This is a genomic window from Proteus sp. TJ1640 (assembly GCF_003144445.1).
In the GTDB taxonomy this organism is placed as follows: Bacteria; Pseudomonadota; Gammaproteobacteria; order Enterobacterales; family Enterobacteriaceae; genus Proteus; species Proteus penneri.
Genome location: NZ_PENY01000041.1, coordinates 33,673 through 50,932, shown reverse-complemented (window position 1 = coordinate 50,932; position 17,260 = coordinate 33,673). Strand labels below are relative to the sequence as shown.

General features: G+C 37.2%; 16 protein-coding genes. 9 read left to right on the top strand and 7 right to left on the bottom strand.

Features of this window, described 5'->3' with window-relative positions; all coding sequences use genetic code 11:
• Window positions 1–82: 82 nt before the first annotated feature.
• From macB to DK861_RS16700, 3 genes are all read right to left on the bottom strand, one after another.
• Window positions 83–2,029, bottom strand: a complete 1,947-nt coding sequence (macB, locus tag DK861_RS16710) for a macrolide ABC transporter ATP-binding protein/permease MacB (RefSeq protein ID WP_109400819.1) — start codon at window positions 2,027–2,029, stop codon at window positions 83–85.
• Window positions 2,029–3,138, bottom strand: a complete 1,110-nt coding sequence (gene macA / locus DK861_RS16705) for a macrolide transporter subunit MacA (RefSeq protein WP_109400818.1) — start codon at window positions 3,136–3,138, stop codon at window positions 2,029–2,031. Before macA ends, macB begins: the two co-directional genes overlap by 1 nt.
• A gap of 135 nt (window positions 3,139–3,273) precedes the next feature.
• Window positions 3,274–4,950 carry an ATP-dependent endonuclease gene (locus DK861_RS16700; protein WP_109400817.1) on the bottom strand — a complete coding sequence of 559 codons (1,677 nt, stop codon included), beginning with the start codon at window positions 4,948–4,950 and terminating at the stop codon, window positions 3,274–3,276.
• Between the two features lie 338 nt (window positions 4,951–5,288).
• On the opposite strand from DK861_RS16700, the gene DK861_RS16695 reads away from it, so the two are divergent.
• The 6 genes from DK861_RS16695 (at window position 5,289) to artM (ending at window position 10,681) form a co-directional block, all read left to right on the top strand.
• Complete coding sequence (locus DK861_RS16695; protein ID WP_072062825.1) at window positions 5,289–6,191, top strand: lysine exporter LysO family protein; 903 nt, start codon at window positions 5,289–5,291, stop codon at window positions 6,189–6,191.
• Between the two features lie 52 nt (window positions 6,192–6,243).
• Complete coding sequence (locus DK861_RS16690; RefSeq protein ID WP_109400816.1) at window positions 6,244–7,701, top strand: DUF2867 domain-containing protein; 1,458 nt, start codon at window positions 6,244–6,246, stop codon at window positions 7,699–7,701.
• A 112-nt stretch (window positions 7,702–7,813) separates the two neighbouring features.
• Window positions 7,814–8,542 (top strand): arginine ABC transporter ATP-binding protein ArtP, encoded by a 729-nt coding sequence (gene artP, locus DK861_RS16685; protein ID WP_006537475.1) that lies wholly within the window; start codon window positions 7,814–7,816, stop codon window positions 8,540–8,542.
• A 14-nt stretch (window positions 8,543–8,556) separates the two neighbouring features.
• The gene (gene artJ / locus DK861_RS16680) at window positions 8,557–9,291 is read left to right on the top strand and encodes an arginine ABC transporter substrate-binding protein (RefSeq protein WP_023581291.1); all 735 of its coding nucleotides are present in this window, start codon (window positions 8,557–8,559) and stop codon (window positions 9,289–9,291) included.
• A 17-nt stretch (window positions 9,292–9,308) separates the two neighbouring features.
• The gene (artQ, locus tag DK861_RS16675; protein WP_006537477.1) at window positions 9,309–10,013 is read left to right on the top strand and encodes an arginine ABC transporter permease ArtQ; all 705 of its coding nucleotides are present in this window, start codon (window positions 9,309–9,311) and stop codon (window positions 10,011–10,013) included.
• On the top strand, window positions 10,013–10,681 hold the full coding sequence (artM, locus tag DK861_RS16670) for an arginine ABC transporter permease ArtM (RefSeq protein ID WP_006537478.1): 669 nt from the start codon (window positions 10,013–10,015) through the stop codon (window positions 10,679–10,681). Before artQ ends, artM begins: the two co-directional genes overlap by 1 nt.
• A 143-nt stretch (window positions 10,682–10,824) precedes the next feature.
• Here the strand turns inward: artM and rlmC are convergent, their stop codons facing one another.
• The 3 genes from rlmC to DK861_RS16655 form a co-directional block, all read right to left on the bottom strand.
• Complete coding sequence (gene rlmC, locus DK861_RS16665; RefSeq protein WP_109400815.1) at window positions 10,825–11,958, bottom strand: 23S rRNA (uracil(747)-C(5))-methyltransferase RlmC; 1,134 nt, start codon at window positions 11,956–11,958, stop codon at window positions 10,825–10,827.
• Window positions 11,959–11,988: 30 nt separating this feature from the next.
• Entirely contained in the window at window positions 11,989–12,498 is a 510-nt protein-coding gene (locus DK861_RS16660; protein WP_109400814.1) for a YbjN domain-containing protein, read from the bottom strand.
• Between the two features lie 166 nt (window positions 12,499–12,664).
• Window positions 12,665–12,967 carry a YbjC family protein gene (locus DK861_RS16655; RefSeq protein ID WP_072062830.1) on the bottom strand — a complete coding sequence of 101 codons (303 nt, stop codon included), beginning with the start codon at window positions 12,965–12,967 and terminating at the stop codon, window positions 12,665–12,667.
• Window positions 12,968–13,138: 171 nt separating this feature from the next.
• On the opposite strand from DK861_RS16655, the gene DK861_RS16650 reads away from it, so the two are divergent.
• Window positions 13,139–13,402: a GrxA family glutaredoxin gene (locus DK861_RS16650; protein WP_036912158.1), complete on the top strand. Its 264-nt coding sequence runs from the start codon at window positions 13,139–13,141 to the stop codon at window positions 13,400–13,402.
• A 254-nt stretch (window positions 13,403–13,656) separates the two neighbouring features.
• Here DK861_RS16650 and DK861_RS16645 read toward each other — a convergent pair whose 3' ends face one another.
• Window positions 13,657–14,082, bottom strand: coding sequence for a secondary thiamine-phosphate synthase enzyme YjbQ (locus DK861_RS16645; protein WP_109400813.1), 426 nt, complete (start codon window positions 14,080–14,082; stop codon window positions 13,657–13,659).
• Between the two features lie 237 nt (window positions 14,083–14,319).
• Between DK861_RS16645 and ybjG the strand changes: the two genes are divergently transcribed.
• A complete protein-coding gene (ybjG, locus tag DK861_RS16640; protein WP_072062832.1) occupies window positions 14,320–14,931 on the top strand; it encodes an undecaprenyl-diphosphate phosphatase in 612 nt (203 codons plus the stop codon).
• Between the two features lie 904 nt (window positions 14,932–15,835).
• On the top strand, window positions 15,836–17,152 hold the full coding sequence (locus DK861_RS16635) for an HAAAP family serine/threonine permease (RefSeq protein WP_109400812.1): 1,317 nt from the start codon (window positions 15,836–15,838) through the stop codon (window positions 17,150–17,152).
• Window positions 17,153–17,260 lie beyond the last annotated feature (108 nt).

Sequence of the window (17,260 nt, the reverse complement as noted above, 5' to 3'; positions counted from 1 at the left end):
GGTATTTTTAGTTAAACAGAATACCTAATTCATTCAAATAAAAGCCCTTTATATTTTAAGGGCTTTTATCTTATGGTTTGAATTATTCTCTCGCGAGGGCATCTATTGGATTCATTTTTGCTGCATTTCTTGCAGGTAAAAATCCAAAAATAATTCCAATAGCAGTCGAACAAATAAAAGCACTCACTAATGCAATGGGCTGAAAGACGAAATGCCAATCAGGCAACATAGCACTTGCAATCATGGCAATACCAAATGACAGGCCTATTCCCAGTAATCCGCCTACTAGACAAACCAATACAGATTCTATAAGGAATTGTTGCATCACATCACTAGCTCTGGCACCAACCGCCATTCTAATACCAATTTCTCGCGTTCTTTCAGTCACTGAAACCAGCATAATATTCATTACACCAATCCCCCCCACGACCAATGAAATAACGGCCACTAAAGTGAGAAACAGTTGCATTGTTTGAGTGGTACTTTCAGCAGCCTTAATAAAGCTATCAAGGTTATAAGTGAAAATATCTTTTTTACCATGCCTAATTGTTAATAAACGGAGAATTTGTTGTTCTGCAACGCTGGCATCATAACCTTCAATTGCCCTTACTGTAATACTATCAAGATAACTTCGATTCAAAATGCGACTATTTAGAGTACTGTAAGGTACCCAAACACGTAATGACTGCCCATTGCCAAAAGCCGATTTTTTCTCAGCAATGACACCAACAATCGTAGAGGGAATATTACGAATAATAATTTGCTCACCAATAACCTCTTTTTTATTAGGAAAGAATCGCTGACGGGTATTTTCATCAATAACAACAACTTGGGCTTGTCGCTGGATCATATCAGGTGTAAATGAGCGACCTTGTGAAAACGTCATCGCATACACAGTGAAATAATCATCACTAACTCCCGCAACAGATGCTGGCGAATCTTGGTTTCCACGACGTAATCGCGTACTAAATTGCACTTGTGGTGTAACCGCTTGCACATAAGATTGCTGTTTTAAAGCAAAAACATCTTGTAGCGTTAATGATTGCCTATCTTCTGGTGAGTCGCTCCCGAAATCTTTCCCGGGATAGATATCAATCGTATTAGAACCAATCGCTTTTATATCAGCCAGCACCATGCTTTTAGCTGCATCACCAATGACAATAATCGTGACGACAGAGGCTATGCCAATAATAATGCCGAGCATCGTTAGCAAAGTGCGTACTTTATTCACAACCATGGCACGCCAGGCCATATCTAATGCTTGTGTAAAACGCCCGAATATTTGCCCGAAATAAGGAGATGGTAAAACAGCTGTTGTCTCTTTTTTAACTTTATTTACTGTTATTTGATGGCAGTTATCATTAATGATTTCACCATCTTTTATTTCTATAATTCTTTCAGCTTGTGCCGCAATTAAAGGATCATGCGTTACGATAATAACTGTATGCCCTTGTTCATTTAATTGCTTCAAAATAGCCATTACTTCTTTACCAGAATGACTGTCTAATGCACCAGTAGGCTCATCAGCAAGAATGACCTCGCCACCATTCATCAACGCTCTCGCAATACTTACACGTTGTTGCTGGCCACCAGAAAGTTGATTAGGTCGATAATCAATACGTTCGCCTAATCCTAAACGAGTTAATAATTCACGTGCTCTTTCTTTACGTTGAGTGGCATTTTTATCTGCATAGATGGCTGGAATTTCAACATTCTGTTCTGCACTTAAATGAGACATTAAATGATAGCGCTGGAAGATAAAACCAAAATGCTCACGACGTAATGCAGCAAGTTGATCGCCATCCATTTTCGCAACACTTTGGCCAGCAACTTTATATTCACCGCTGTTGGGTTTATCTAAACAGCCTAAAATATTCATTAAAGTTGATTTACCAGAACCAGAAGCGCCAATAATCGCCACCATTTCGCCAGCATTAATCGTTAATGAGATTTTATTGAGAACAACGGTTTCTTCTTCACCATTGTTATATATGCGACTAACCTCATTGAGTTCTAATAATGCCGGCATTATGCTTCTCCTGAAGTTTCACCCAGAATAACCTCATCGTTTTCTTTTAATCCGCTGAGAACTTCGGCATAAACATCAGTACGCATACCTATTTTTACTGTGCGTTTTTCTGGCTGACCATTAACCAATACATCAACATAATATTCATTAATGCCTACATTATCACCTAACACAGAAAGCGGAACGAGAAGCACATTTTTCTTATTTTCGATAAGAATTTTAACTTGAGCAGTCATTTGCAACCGTAATAAATGCTGTTCATTAGGTACTTCAAAACGAGCATAGTAGAAAATAGCATCATTAATTTTTTCAGGGGTCGGCAAAATATCTTTCAACTTACCACTGAAGGCTTTATCTGGTGCGCCTAGAACTGTAAAAGAGGCACTAAGGTCGGGTTTTAAATAGATAACATCCGCTTCAGAGACTTCCGCTTTTACCAGCATCGTATCTAAATCGGCTAAAGTTAAAATCGTTGGAGCCTCTTGTGCAGCAATGACGGTTTGGCCTTCAAGCGTTTTAATAAACGTCACTATGCCATCCATAGGCGCAGTGATACGTGTATATTGCAGATTCGTTTTTGCTGTATCTAACGTAGCTTGGTTCTTTTTAATTTGTGCTTGATAAGTGATGATACGTGCTTTTTTTACTTCAACATCGGTTTTAGTGCGATCAAGTTCATCTTGCGCAATAGCATGAGTACCAATCAGCTTTAATTGACGTTGATATGTAAGTTGCGCTAAACGTAATTCGGCCTGTGCCTGCTGAAGGTTTGCTCTAAGCTCATTGTTGGTTTCCTGCGATTCAGTGACGTCATTTTGCGCTTTCTTAGGATCAATAATCGCTAACAAGTCCCCCTTTTTAACCGCATCGCCTTCTTTCACAAACAAAGTTTGTAATTGACCACTGACTTGCGCACCCACATCAACTTTACGCACAGCATCAAGCTTCCCTGTTGCGGTCACTTCTTTTGACAAATCACCTCGTGTGATCTGTTGCGTTTGATATATCGGTGCCTTCTCTTTTGGCCAAAAAAAGTATGTCGCAATTGCTGCAAAAATTAAAATAAGGGTGAGTGTTCTCCCTCGCTTTTTTAAAGATAAAAAAGCCATGTTTTTTCCTTTTTAAACATAAAAATCTAATAAATAAAACAACGCGTTAGCTATGAACTTTTATTCTCATAGCTAAATAAAATAAGTGTAGATCTCGTGAATTTATCTTACTGACACAAGTGTAATGAATTCGAACTAATTCGCCTTACCTCTTGCAAGCCATGCAACACGAGAAAACATACTTTTCAATATGGAAGGGATGGAATCTATTCCACGTTGAGCTGCATTGTTAGCTACCGTTAGTGCAAGATCTGGCTTTGATGAACGTTGAATAGCTTTAATAATCACTCGACGAGTCGGCCATTTTTCATTATCTGGCACACCGGCTACATTATGATATACATTACGAAAGCCTTCTTTGTATAAAAAGTGTTCCATATCTAATGCCGGGAGCTTCGTTAATCTATCACGCTCTGCGTCATTGCTTTTTAACGCAAAATCCTTAACGGTAGCGGCATATTTCTTACCCGCTTCATCACCATCCACTAAGGTATGCCATTCTATACCCATATAGGTTGCGTACTTTAATAATGGCTTAAGTCCACATTGAGCAAATTCAATGACTTTTATTCCTTCCGCTTCAAAGAAATAATTACATTGCCTTGCTAATTCGTTCATTAACCAAATCTCTGTTTCGCCTTCAACCAATAACCAACAACGCGCAAATAACGCAGAGGGTCGGTTATAACGAATATGAAAGGAGATACGTCGCTCTTCATCAGAATGTAGTTGCTGCTCCCCAACACGATAAGCAGCAACTTTATCGGTATCACGCACTAAACGACACACGCTCTCTAATGGTGCAAGTGACAATAATTCACCTGAATTTGTGGTCGTGATCCGTTGTAATGAGAAAAGATTGAGTAATCCCCAAGCCACCGAAAGCATAATAGGATGTAAACGCGTTTCTGGATTTTCAACAATCACAATAGGCCTTGCATAAGGATCTAACGCAGCACTACCACGAGATTGTAAGATAGAAGAGAACATCCCCAAGATAATTAATCGAATACTTCTTTGATTGGGTTTTGCCAGCACTTTATTAATATTTTCTAAAGCGTGCCAACCACGTACATGAGGCTCGTTAACCTTGCGATGGCGAGGGCGAGATTTAAACAACAACGAACCGTGATCTGCAAAATAGTGCCCTAACAGTTGTTGCATTGCATCGAGTCCTTCACGTAAATCATCATCTGACAACTCATCAGGATTTTTGACTAACGCTTTGGTTAACTCACTCATTTTATTATTAAACGCTTCTCGGTGAGGATTATTATGAGGATCGATAACGTCAGAGGCAAGATCACGAACAAAACGCGCATCTTGTAAGCGAAGAACAGGATAAAGCCTAACTATCTCTGCAATGATTTCTTGAGTTTGTCCATTAGGTAAGCGAATTTGCTTTCCTTCTTTATCCAGAAAATAGCGGAATGTTTTTACATTCTTTTGTTCATCTAATTCAGCGCTGATACGGTAATAGATATGTTTTAGTTCATCATCATTTGCAACCCATACAGGCGCTATTTTATGGAAACGATAAGAACGATGTCGTCCAGGGCGTGATTCAGTAAATGTCAGAATAATTTGTAGACTTTTTTTACTATTTTCTTCCGACTCATTCGGCAAACGATGGAAATCCTCGGGTGTAAATGCATATTGATAGGTTTCAATACCCAAGCTGAGTGTTAACGCATCAAGTAATGAGCTTTTACCCCACGCATTTTCACCCACTAAGACTGTATTCATATCAAGAGGTAATGAAAGACGATTAAGTCCACGGAATCCAACAATTTCCACTCTTTCTAAATACATAAATGCCCTCGTTAGTTACGACTAAGCTATGTTTTTTTATTCTTTCTATCTTAATTTTATGCTTAATCTGCCAATAATTTCACTTAATGAATATTTTCATTAAATCACAGTTAAAGAGTGTCGTAATAAAATTTACTCAACTATTCGATATATACCCAAATCGTTCGCTTTTCAAACAATTAAAGCCACTTATCGGTAAACATGTTAGGCTCATGGCTTCAATAAAAATTTTAGATTTATCTCAGCTTCTGTATCCACAACAACATAAGTAAATGTTATAATACAGACAGCGTTATTAATTTATTTTATAATTTGAGTGCACTCAGTAAGGAATAGAAATGTTATCAGGGTTATTGATTATCCTACTGCCACTTTTTGTAGGGTATTTGATTAAGTTAAACAATCGCCCATTACTTCATCTGGCAAATCGCCTACTCAGTGCGATGGTTTACGTTATCCTATTTCTAATGGGCGTCAGTTTAGCCATGTTAGATAATATTGGTGAAAATTTAGTCTCTATTCTTGCTTATGCCAGCGTTTTCTTTTTATGTACCTTTGGTGCAAATTTACTATTTTTATGGCTATTGGATAAAAAAGATCCTTGGCATGTCCCTGCACATAAGCAATCTAAGCCCCCATCACGCATAAAAATGGTACTTGAATCACTACAATTATGCGGTGTCGTTGTTGTCGGTTTTTTTGTTGGCTTAACAGGCTGGTCAATCTTTCATTATGCATCTCATGCTAGCCAAGGTGCGCTTATCTTCTTGCTGTGGTTAGTCGGATTACAATTACGTAATAGCGGAATGAGCCCAAAACAAATTTTAATTAACCGCCGAGGAACAACCGTTGCTGTTGTCATGGGGGTAAGTGCGCTTGCAGGTGGTGCTTTAGCTGCTTATTTACTAGGGTTGCCGATGAAAATGGGATTAGCCATTGCATCTGGATATGGTTGGTACTCTTTATCTGGGATTGTACTTACCGATGCATTTGGTCCTGTTATTGGTAGTACTGCGTTTTTCAATGATTTAATGCGTGAATTAGCGGCAATTATGCTTATTCCTATCATTGTTAATCGTTATAGAAACACGGCATTAGGGATTTGTGGTTCAACTTCCATGGACTTTACTTTACCTGTTTTACAAAGAAGCGGCGGTGTTGCCATCGTTCCTGCGGCTATTGTGCATGGATTTGTTTTAAGTTTAATCACACCAATCTTAATGGCGTTCTTTACTTCATAGAAAAATCAGTAACAATAGAACGATAACGTTCTCTTTTTACAATGGATTAACCATGAATCAACAGCGTGTATTAGTACTTGGTGCAAGTGGGCATATTGGTCAAAATCTTATTCCAGCTTTGATAGAGCAAGGTCATCAGGTCACTGCAGGTGCCCGTCGAGTAGACTGGATGATGTCTCAAGGTTGGGAAAATACACGCTGTATCTTTGTCGATTTATATGATCCTGAAACCTTAAACAAAGTCATGCATGATACTGATATTGTTTATTACCTTGTTCATAGCATGAGCGATGCACATAATTTAATTGAGCAAGAGCGTAAAGCGGCAATCAATGTTGTGGAAGCATTAGAAGGCAGTAATGTTAAACAAATTATCTTCTTAAGTGCGTTACAACATAAAGATCAACAATATTCACCTCATCTTATTGCCCGAAAACTAACGGGGGAAGTGTTAAGAACCAGCGCTATTCCCGTGACTGAAATTCGCACCTCAATGATTGTCGGACCAGGCTCTGCTGCCTTTGAGATTATGCGTGATATGGTTTACAACCTCCCTATTCTTACACCGCCACGTTGGGTTCGTTCTAAATCTTCCCCTATTGCGCTCAAAAATTTAATTCACTATTTAACTGAAATTATTCATCACCCCACTCATCAACACCGTATTTTTGATGCCGGAGGTCCTGAATATATTAGCTATCAAACCCTTTTTGAGCGCTTTATTAAAATCTCAGGTAAAAAACGCGTATTAATCCCACTACCGATGCCCGGTAGTCTTATTTCTGCCGGCTTTATCAGTATGATCACTTCTGTGCCAACCTCTATTGCCAAAGAGCTGATCCAAGGGCTTAAATACGATCTCCCAGCCAATGATGAACCATTACGTAAACTTATTCCTCAAACCCTAATTAAATTTGATGATGCAGTAAAAGAGACACTCGCTGATGAAGCAGCAGCTTTAGATAACAAAGATTGGGGTTACTCTCCTGCTGTTCGTAGTCGTTGGAAACCTGGCTATGGCTATTACCCTAAAAATGCAGGTTATACAGTATCCACACCAGCAAGCGCAGCATCGCTTTGGCATACAGTGCAACAAATCGGCGGAGAACAAGGCTATTTTTATGGTAATGCGTTATGGAAAATACGCGCCATTATGGATGATATCGCTGGAAATAAAGTCACTTACGGACGCCCTTCTAGAGAAACATTAGTGCTTGGCGATATGATTGATGGTTGGCGAGTGATCAAACTTGAGCCTGAAAAACAGCTCACACTATTATTTGGAATGAAAGCGCCCGGTTTAGGTAGACTTTCTTTCACAATCCACGACAGTGGTAATCTTCGTTCAATAGATGTTCGTGCTTGGTGGCACCCAGCAGGATTTAGTGGATTACTTTATTGGTTCGCGATGATGCCCGCGCACTTATTTATTTTCAAAGGTATGGCTAAAACAATAAGTATTAACGCTTATAAACTGGATAAAAATTCATCTAACGGTGAGAAAAAATAGCTAAACTACCCATTTTTATATAAAGAAACCACTTTATTATGCAGTTTTAGTTGCATAATTATTCTTACCGTTTTATTATTTGAAACAGTTGATGACTATTCAAAAAAAACGCATGAGTATTCAATTAAAAAACATAAATTGTTTCTACGGTTCGCACCAAGCGCTCTATGACATTAATCTAGAATGCTCTGCCGGTGAAACAATGGTTCTATTAGGACCAAGTGGTGCGGGTAAGAGCTCACTAATGAGAGTTCTCAATTTATTAGAAATGCCACGTTCAGGCGAATTAGAGATTGCTGGTCTGCATTTTGACTTTAGCCAACAGCCTAATGCAAAGGCAATTCGCTTATTACGCCAAAATGTGGGTATGGTATTTCAACAATACAATTTATGGCCACATTTAACGGTTCTTGATAATTTAATTGAAGCACCTTGTCGTGTATTAGGTTTATCAAAACCACAAGCCAAAGAAAAAGCAATGAAATTACTTGAGCGTTTGCGTTTAAGTGATTATGCAGGGCGTTTTCCTCTACATTTATCTGGAGGACAACAACAACGTGTTGCTATTGCAAGAGCATTAATGATGGAGCCTCAAGTTCTCTTATTTGATGAACCAACGGCAGCATTAGATCCTGAAATTACAGCTCAAGTTGTTGATATCATTAAAGAGCTTTCTGAAACGGGTATTACACAAGTTATTGTGACCCACGAAGTTGAAATTGCACGCAAAGCCGCGAGCAAAGTTGTATATATGGAAAACGGCCGTATTATAGAGCAAGGTGATAACTATCGTTTCACTGCTCCACAAACGGAAGCTTTTGCTAATTACTTGTCACACTAAATCAGGATCAGACAATGAAAAAAATATTATTTGCAGCACTTCTGACCAGTATTACACTTTCTGCAACTGCGGCTGAGAAAGAGACAATTCGTTTTGCAACTGAAGCAACGTATCCTCCATTTGAAATGATTGATGCGAATAATCAAATTGTGGGATTTGATGTTGATTTAGCCAATGCGATGTGTGCAAAAATTAATGCTGACTGTACCTTTACCAATCAGTCATTTGATAGTTTAATTCCGAGTCTGAAATTCCGTCGTTTTGAAGCGTTAATGGCGGGTATTGATATTACGCCAGAGCGTCAAAAACAAGTTGATTTCACTGATTCTTACTATGATAACTCGGCAGTATTTATCACAGTAACAGGTAAAATTTCTGATGTTGCGAGCTTAAAAGGCAAACAAATTGGTGTCCAGAATGGGACAACCCATCAGAAATTCATCAATGAACAACACAAAGAGATGAAAACTGTTCCTTATGACAGTTATCAAAATGCAGTATTAGATCTTAAAAATGGTCGTATCGAGGCTATCTTTGGTGATACTGCTGTTGTTAATGAATGGCTGAAAAAGAATCCTGAATTAGGTATTGTAGGCGACAAAGTTGCAGATCCTAACTACTTTGGTACAGGCCTTGCGATCGCAGTAAGAAAAGGTAATGCTGATTTACAAGATAAATTAAACAAAGCATTAGCTGAAGTAAAAGCTGATGGCACCTATGATGTCATTTATAAAAAATGGTTTGAATAACAATAATAGCTTAATAAATGAATGAAATAACAACTCTAGCAGGTGCGGCCGTCACAACGGTCACACTTGCTATTTCTGCTCTTATCATCGGGTTAGTTCTAGCCATGCTGTTTACAGCTTGGGAATCCGCGAGATGGAAAGCCTTTGCTTTCTTAGGAACATGTTGGGTAACACTAATTAGAGGACTACCAGAAATGCTGGTGGTTCTTTTTGTCTATTATGGCACCTTGCAAGGTGTCATGATGTTAATGGATGGAATTGATCTTGGTGCTTTCACCTTACAAATTGATTTTGGTGATACTGAATCATTGCCTTTCTATTGCGGTGTTATCGCCCTTTCACTTCTTTATGCGTCTTATGCCTCCCAAACTTTACGTGGTGCATTAAAAGCAGTACCTACAGGACAGTGGGAAGCTGGCCAAGCCTTAGGCATGGGCCGTATTACTATTTTCTTCCGATTTATCATGCCTCAAATGTGGCGTCACGCTTTACCGGGTTTGGGTAATCAGTGGTTAGTTCTATTAAAAGATACGGCTTTAGTCTCATTAATCAGCGTTAATGATTTAATGTTACAAACACAAAGTATCGCTAACCGAACTCAAGAGCCTTTTACTTGGTATAGCATTGTTGCATTAATTTATTTGGCAATTACGTTGGTCAGTCAATATATCCTGAAATGGTTAGAAATGAGAACGACCCGATTTGAACGGAGTGCCTCATAATGTGGGATTATATTGTTGATATTTTACCGGGATTACCAACTAGCCTTTCTTTAACATTTGTGGCTCTATTGGTTGCATTTACTCTCTCGGTTTTAATGACTTTTGTTTTGGCATTAAAAACACCGGTTATTAGCCAAATAGTAAAAGCCTATATTACCTTATTTACTGGTACGCCTTTATTAGTACAGTTCTTCTTAATCTATTATGGCCCTGGGCAATTTCCTGTGTTGAAAAACTTCCCAACAATGTGGGAGTTATTATCAACACCTTGGTTTTGTGCCATGGTCACATTAGCATTAAACAGTGCGGCTTATTCAACTTTACTTTTCTATGGTGCGGTAAGAGCAATTCCATCAGGACAGTGGCAATCCTGTCAAGCGTTAGGAATGTCACCCGTACAAACAGCAAGAGTGATATTACCTTACGCATTTAAGCGTGCGCTTTCATCCTATTCAAACGAAGTGGTCTTAATATTCAAAAGTACCTCACTTGCCAGTACTATCACCCTACTTGAATTAACTGGTTATAGCCGACAAGTTTTTGGTCAAAGTTATGATGTGATGGTTTTTGTTGCAGCAGGCATTATTTATCTGTGTATCAACGGAATACTGACACTCTTAATGAGATTGATTGAGAAGAAAGCCTTAGAGTTTGAGCATCGTAATTAAAAGCGCGTAAGCCGACTTGTCAATATAAAAACACCCCAGCAGTTTGAACTAACCCCAAAAGTTGGACACCAACTTTGGGGTGTTTTTTTTATGTCTGAATAAATAATGTATTAACACTGATCTGTTATTTTTTAATAACTATCTTAGCTATCTTTTAATACCAATAATGTAAGGACTTCATAGTGAGAAGTATGAGGAAACATATCAAACAATTGCACTCTATCTATCTGATAGTGTGTAAGTTGCTGAATATCTTTAGCCATGGTTTGAGCATTGCAGCTAGAGTACAAAATAAAGCGAGGTTTCATTGTATTTAAATAGCCACACAGTGCCTCTCCGATCCCTCGTCTTGGCGGATTAACAAGCACTAATTCAGGTACTGACTCTTTAGCTAATGCATATCCTGTTGAATCTAATGCTTGAAACTCAACATGCTCTAATCCTAATTCTTGAGCCGATAAACGTGCACATTCAATCGCTTCTGGACTAATTTCAATCCCTGTTAATTGAGTTGATTTATCTGCACAATGCAACCCAAACCCCCCTGTTCCACAAAACATATCCCACAAATGTGTGATATTTAATTCTCTCACCCAACGACCTGCCGTAGCATAAAGTGATGAAGCAACCTCTGGATTAGTTTGAAAAAAACCTCTAGGGCGAATATGTAATGGAATTTGATTAAAAGATTCATCCAAAAACGTTTTTTCAGTCAGAATAATTTCTTTTTCACCTTCAAGAATAGCCATATGAATAGGTTGAATATTCACAGAGATAACAGCTAATTGAGGCAATTGTGCTTGTAACCAAGGAAGTGCTTTGCGAAGCTGTTCTAGTTTTTTTTCTGAGCGCAAAACAAAGCGTAACATCATCGTGCCATTGCTTCTGCTTTCGGTTAATAAGATAAACTTAAGTTCGCCACGACGACGCTCAATATCGTAAGGTACTAATCCTGCTCTCGCTATAAATGTTTTTAAAATCGGAAAGATCGGTGCAAAAGAGTCAGGATAAAGAGGACATTCGCATAAATCGACAGCCACTCCCTCTCGTGTTTTTAGACCTAATACTGGTTTTTCAACACTGCCACTGACTACCATTTTTGCTTTATTACGAAACTGTGCTTGCTGGCTTTCAACAGGCGTTAATTTATCAAAAGCATAATCTTCAGGTAGCAATGATAATAAACTGTGCTGTTTTTTCTTGATTTGTTCAGAATAAGCAAGAGAAAGCCATTCACAAGAATGACAATCACCCGCACTAAATCGTGCGCATTGCATAAGATTTTGTGACCGTTATGGAGATTAATATTAATGTACAGTATAGGAGGAGTCAGTTGATGCGCTAGTTATCTCAACATCTTCTTCATCTTCGTTTTCACTTTCTTGCTTTTCACCATACAAGAAGCCGTTATTAAAAATTTCGCTGATAACTTCAGCAGATTGCTCTTCTGCTTTTTGTAAGAACAGGTCAAATTGATTAAGTGAGATACCTGCGGCAACCGGAAATGATTGGCAAAAAACTAATTTTGGTAAGTTCTCGTCACTAATTTCTAGAAATGTTTTAATAAATAAAGAACTTGCATTAATTTGGCTTAAATTTGCCATTAATGGCACTATTGCTGACGGTTTTAGCTCAGCGATAGCGGTAAATACAAGCACATCTTCAAGAATATCAATTTTGGCATCAAAAATACCACTGATATATTGAAGATGCGGTAAATGTAACGCCTGACAAGAGTCACATTCATAATAAGCAATCTGTAATTCATCAAGCCAAGACTTTAGCTGATCCAGATCGGTAGTCACAACAGCGTTCATTCAAATAACCTTTACGCGCAAAAAAAAGAGTGCCTTTTGGCATTGGCGCTATTTTGCCACTTTTTCTATCTTGAAGGCACTAATAAATAAAAAAACTAAGAAAATTAAGCCAATTTACACATTGTATTTTCTTAGTTTCAAATACATTTTGAGGAAAAACAGATAGCTACTTATTGTTATTCTCTTTTTTCTGTTTACTCTTTGTGGATTGATGGTCAATCCCTAAAAAAGTTAATCGATAAATAGCACGCCATACTATATGAATAGCTGGCGGGATCATGCAGATAACCCCTAAAACAACTAGCGTTAATTGTCCTGTATATGTTCCTAGCCACTGCGGAGAGGTCATATATTGATTGATATAAAGATAAGCAACCACCAATAAAATGATCCCTATTATTTCAATGATAATAATGGGTTTTGGCATATCTGACAGTGATTTCATATCTCGATTTGAAGGCTTTTCCATCATTTCTCCGCTAAATGCAGTGTTGCAGTCCTATCTCATTATTCAGCAAATTGGTATAATTTATCACACTAAAAGGCAATAACTGTTTTTGTTTAGCCTAATAAAAAGGCATAGTAACAACCAAGAGAAACTATTATGCCTGAATTTTATTTCCTCAATAAGGAGTGTCGTATGTTTGTTGTCATTTTTGGTCGCCCTGGTTGCCCATATTGTGTTCGTGCAAAACAACTGGCTGAAACTTTATCTGAAAAACGTGATGATTTCGATTTCCGTTATGTTGATATTCAAGCAGAAGGAATTACAAAAGCTGATTTATCTAAAACTGTCGGTAAACCAGTTGAAACTGTGCCACAAATTTTTATTGATGAGAAACACATTGGTGGTTGCACAGATTTTGAAGCTTATGCTAAAGAAAATTTAGGCATCTATAATTAATTCAAAAGCGCTAAAACAGATTATTTATCAATATGTTTTAGCGCTTTCTTTTTTTGCATCACCCCATTTTTTCATTATCTTCCCACTCTTTCTAAAAAAAAATTCTATTTTTTTTCATTAGCCAGCGAACTTTCTTTCTAACTCGTAGTCTGAATTAGTGCCACTGCTTTTCTTTGATGTCCCCAAATATTGAGGAGCCCGATAGTTTCAACCCTTTTGGTGAAATAACTGTCGGGTTTTTTATTGCTTGATATTTAGTGACGCTCGCCTTGCAATGTCACAATAATGCGACGATCCCCTCCGTGATTACGATGTTCACCAAGATAAACCCCCTGCCAAGTTCCTAAATTCAACTCACCTTGACTAATAGGGATCGTGACACTTTGCCCAAGTAAGCTACTTTTTATATGAGCTGGCATATCATCACTACCTTCATAAGTGTGAAGATAGTAATCTTCATTCTCTTTCACACTTTGATTAAAGAAGCTTTCAAAGTCACTTCGTACTGTCGGGTCGGCATTTTCATTAATCGTTAATGAAGCCGATGTATGTTGAATAAAAAAATGAGCTATTCCAATTTTATATTGTCTTAGTTCGGGTAATTCTTGAATCAATACCTGTGTAATTAAGTGGAACCCTCTCGGCCTTGCCTTGAGTATGATGTTTTTTTGGAGCCACATTTTATACCTCGTTGATAATAAGAAAAAAGAATAATGTGAGAGCAATACCATAAGTGAAATACTCTTTTTAAGAGTGCTTTAGTTCAGTTAAATCTAAAACTGACAATTCTTTTAAAAAAAGCACAATTAAATAAGAAAAAAACACTTTACCCTTATTACTCCCTCATTTACCCTTAAAAACTTGCGTATTATGTATCATAAACATCGCTTATCAGCACGACATGTATGGAGCCTACTTTGCTGGAACAATTTAATTTAGCCGTATTTTCAATAATGAATGCAACACCTGCGGCATCTCCTTTAGAAATCGGTACGGCGATAGTTATTGCTAAGTACCTTGTCTATCTTTTTCCATTATCCTTAGTGTTCTATTGGTTATGGGGTAATGAAAAACATCTTAACCAGCAAAGAGCATTAGTATGTAAAGCTGCTGTCTCTTTGGGTATCGCACTTTCTATCTCTTGGATGATTGGTGCTATTGCTCCTCATGACCGTCCTTTTGCCGCCAACATTGGCTACAACTTTCTTGATCACGATGCCACACCATCATTCCCAAGTAACCATGGTACGTTTGTTTTCACCATTGCTTTAGCTTACCTGTTTTGGCATAACAGTAAACGTATTGGTTATATCATGCTAGGTTTAGGACTAGCGATTGCTTGGGCACGTATCTACCTTGGTGTGCATTGGCCAATCGATATGATTGGTGCTTTTATTGTTGCTCTACTTTCTTGTGGCCTTTGTCAGATCTTCTGGTCTAAAGGCGGTAAAATACTCCAAAAATGGGTACAACAGCTCTATCAACTCTGTTTTGCTTATCCTATTCGTAAAGGTTGGACAAAGGCCTAACCTTTCTAATTTCGAAAAGGCCACATTTATGTGGTCTTTTTTATATTTAACTTAAGCCTCCTTCAATATATTAATATATAAATAAAAATATTCTCTACTATTATATTAATCGTCCAAAACTAAATGTGTTGTTATTTTAATCAAATTTAAACTTTTATATTCGTTATATAACAACCTACCCAACTCATTTATTAACGAATTTATTGTTTTTTTTATAAACAATATTCTACTTATAAATGAAATATCGCTATCTTCATTTCATAAAATAAAAGGAATTCATTAATAAATAATCATATTTCATCGTTTCTATATTCTTTCGTCTACTTTTAAACATTATTTAAATAAAATAATTTATTCTTAATTTTCAATAAGATAAATAGTTAATATAATGTTTAAATTGTAAATAAAAATAACCTAATTGATTTTAATCATTTAATCTTTAGTTAATAAAAACACGTCAAAATAATCATTAATATGTGAATATTTAAGTATTTAGCTTTATTTTATACTTGCTTTAAAATTGGAAAATCATTTCAAAATATTTTAAAACTCCCCTCAAAAAACATAAAATATAAAAAATGTTACATTTTTAGGTTTTTCAGTTATATTTAGCATTTGAGATGGTGATCACGGTAGTTTATCCTGAAAAACACTATATTCTGCACCTCTTAAGTCTGGATATAAACTTATTGAATATTTTTTCAAATTTTAAAAGAGCTTAATTCTTTTGAAGGTTAAAGATTTTTATATTTATATGTAGTAATTGAAGATATTGAGATAACACCAGGTACTCAATACACTCATTTATTCATAATTAAATTTATACCGTAGTTGTTTCTAGAAAATACAATTGCGCTCTTATTTTTATTCATTATTTTTTTACCGCGTTATTTCGGAGAGTATTATGGATACAACCAAAGCTGGTTCTATCGCGTCGGGTAACACCCAAGGTGATTACAAAACATGGCGTAAGTCAGATACTGTATGGATGTTAGGTTTATACGGTACGGCTATCGGTGCTGGCGTTCTATTTTTACCTATCAACGCAGGGATTGGTGGTTTAATTCCTCTGTTGATCATGTTAGTACTTGCATTCCCAATGACCTTCTTTGCACACCGTGGTATGTGTCGCTTTGTGTTATCAGGTAAAAATCCTGGTGAAGATATTACTGAAGTTGTTGAAGAACACTTTGGTAAAACTGCAGGTAAACTGATCACACTGCTTTATTTCTTTGCAATTTATCCTATTTTATTAGTTTATAGTGTTGCTATCACTAATACTGTAGAAAGCTTTATTGTAAACCAAATGCATATGGCAGCTCCGCCTCGTGCAATTTTATCACTGATCCTGATTGTCGGTATCATGTGTATTATTCGCTTTGGTGAACAAGCTATTGTTAAAGCAATGAGCGTGCTGGTATTCCCATTTGTTGCAATATTGATGGTACTTGCACTGTATCTGATCCCAGAATGGAATGGTGCAATCCTTGAGACTCTCTCTTTTGATCACGCAACCACGTCTGGCATGGGGCAAGGCCTATTAGTAACCCTATGGTTAGCTATCCCTGTAATGGTGTTCTCTTTCAATCACTCTCCAATCATCTCTGCGTTTGCTGTTGCAAAACGTGAAGAATACGGCGAAAACGCAGAGAAAAAATGTTCACGCATTTTAGCTTATGCACACATCATGATGGTTATCACTGTTATGTTCTTCGTGTTTAGTTGTGTATTTAGCTTAACACCAGAAAACTTAGCAGAAGCAAAAGCACAAAACATCAGTATCCTGTCTTACCTTGCTAACCATTTTGAAGCACCTGTTATCGCTTATATTGCACCTTTCATTGCATTCGTTGCGATTACTAAATCTTTCTTAGGCCACTATTTAGGTGCCCGTGAAGGTTTCAATGGTTTAATCATCAAATCACTGCGTGAAAAAGGCAAAACAATCGAAAAAGATCGTTTAAATAAAATCACTGCACTGTTTATGCTGGTTACAACGTGGATCGTTGCAACGTTAAACCCAAGCATTTTAGGTATGATTGAAACATTAGGTGGTCCAATTATCGCAATGTTACTGTTCCTGATGCCTATGTATGCAATCCATAAAGTACCAGCGATGAAGAAATATGCCGGCCACATTAGCAACGCATTTGTTGTAGTTATGGGTCTTATCGCAATCTCAGCAGTTTTCTATAGCTTAATTAACTCTTTCATGAGCTAATAAAGCATCAAATGGCTACTTTCTTAAAAGGGAGTAGCCTTTGCTTTAGACTTCAAAACTGACACTTAACATTCTAATAATCACACAGTTGCGCCTTTAAATGAATTA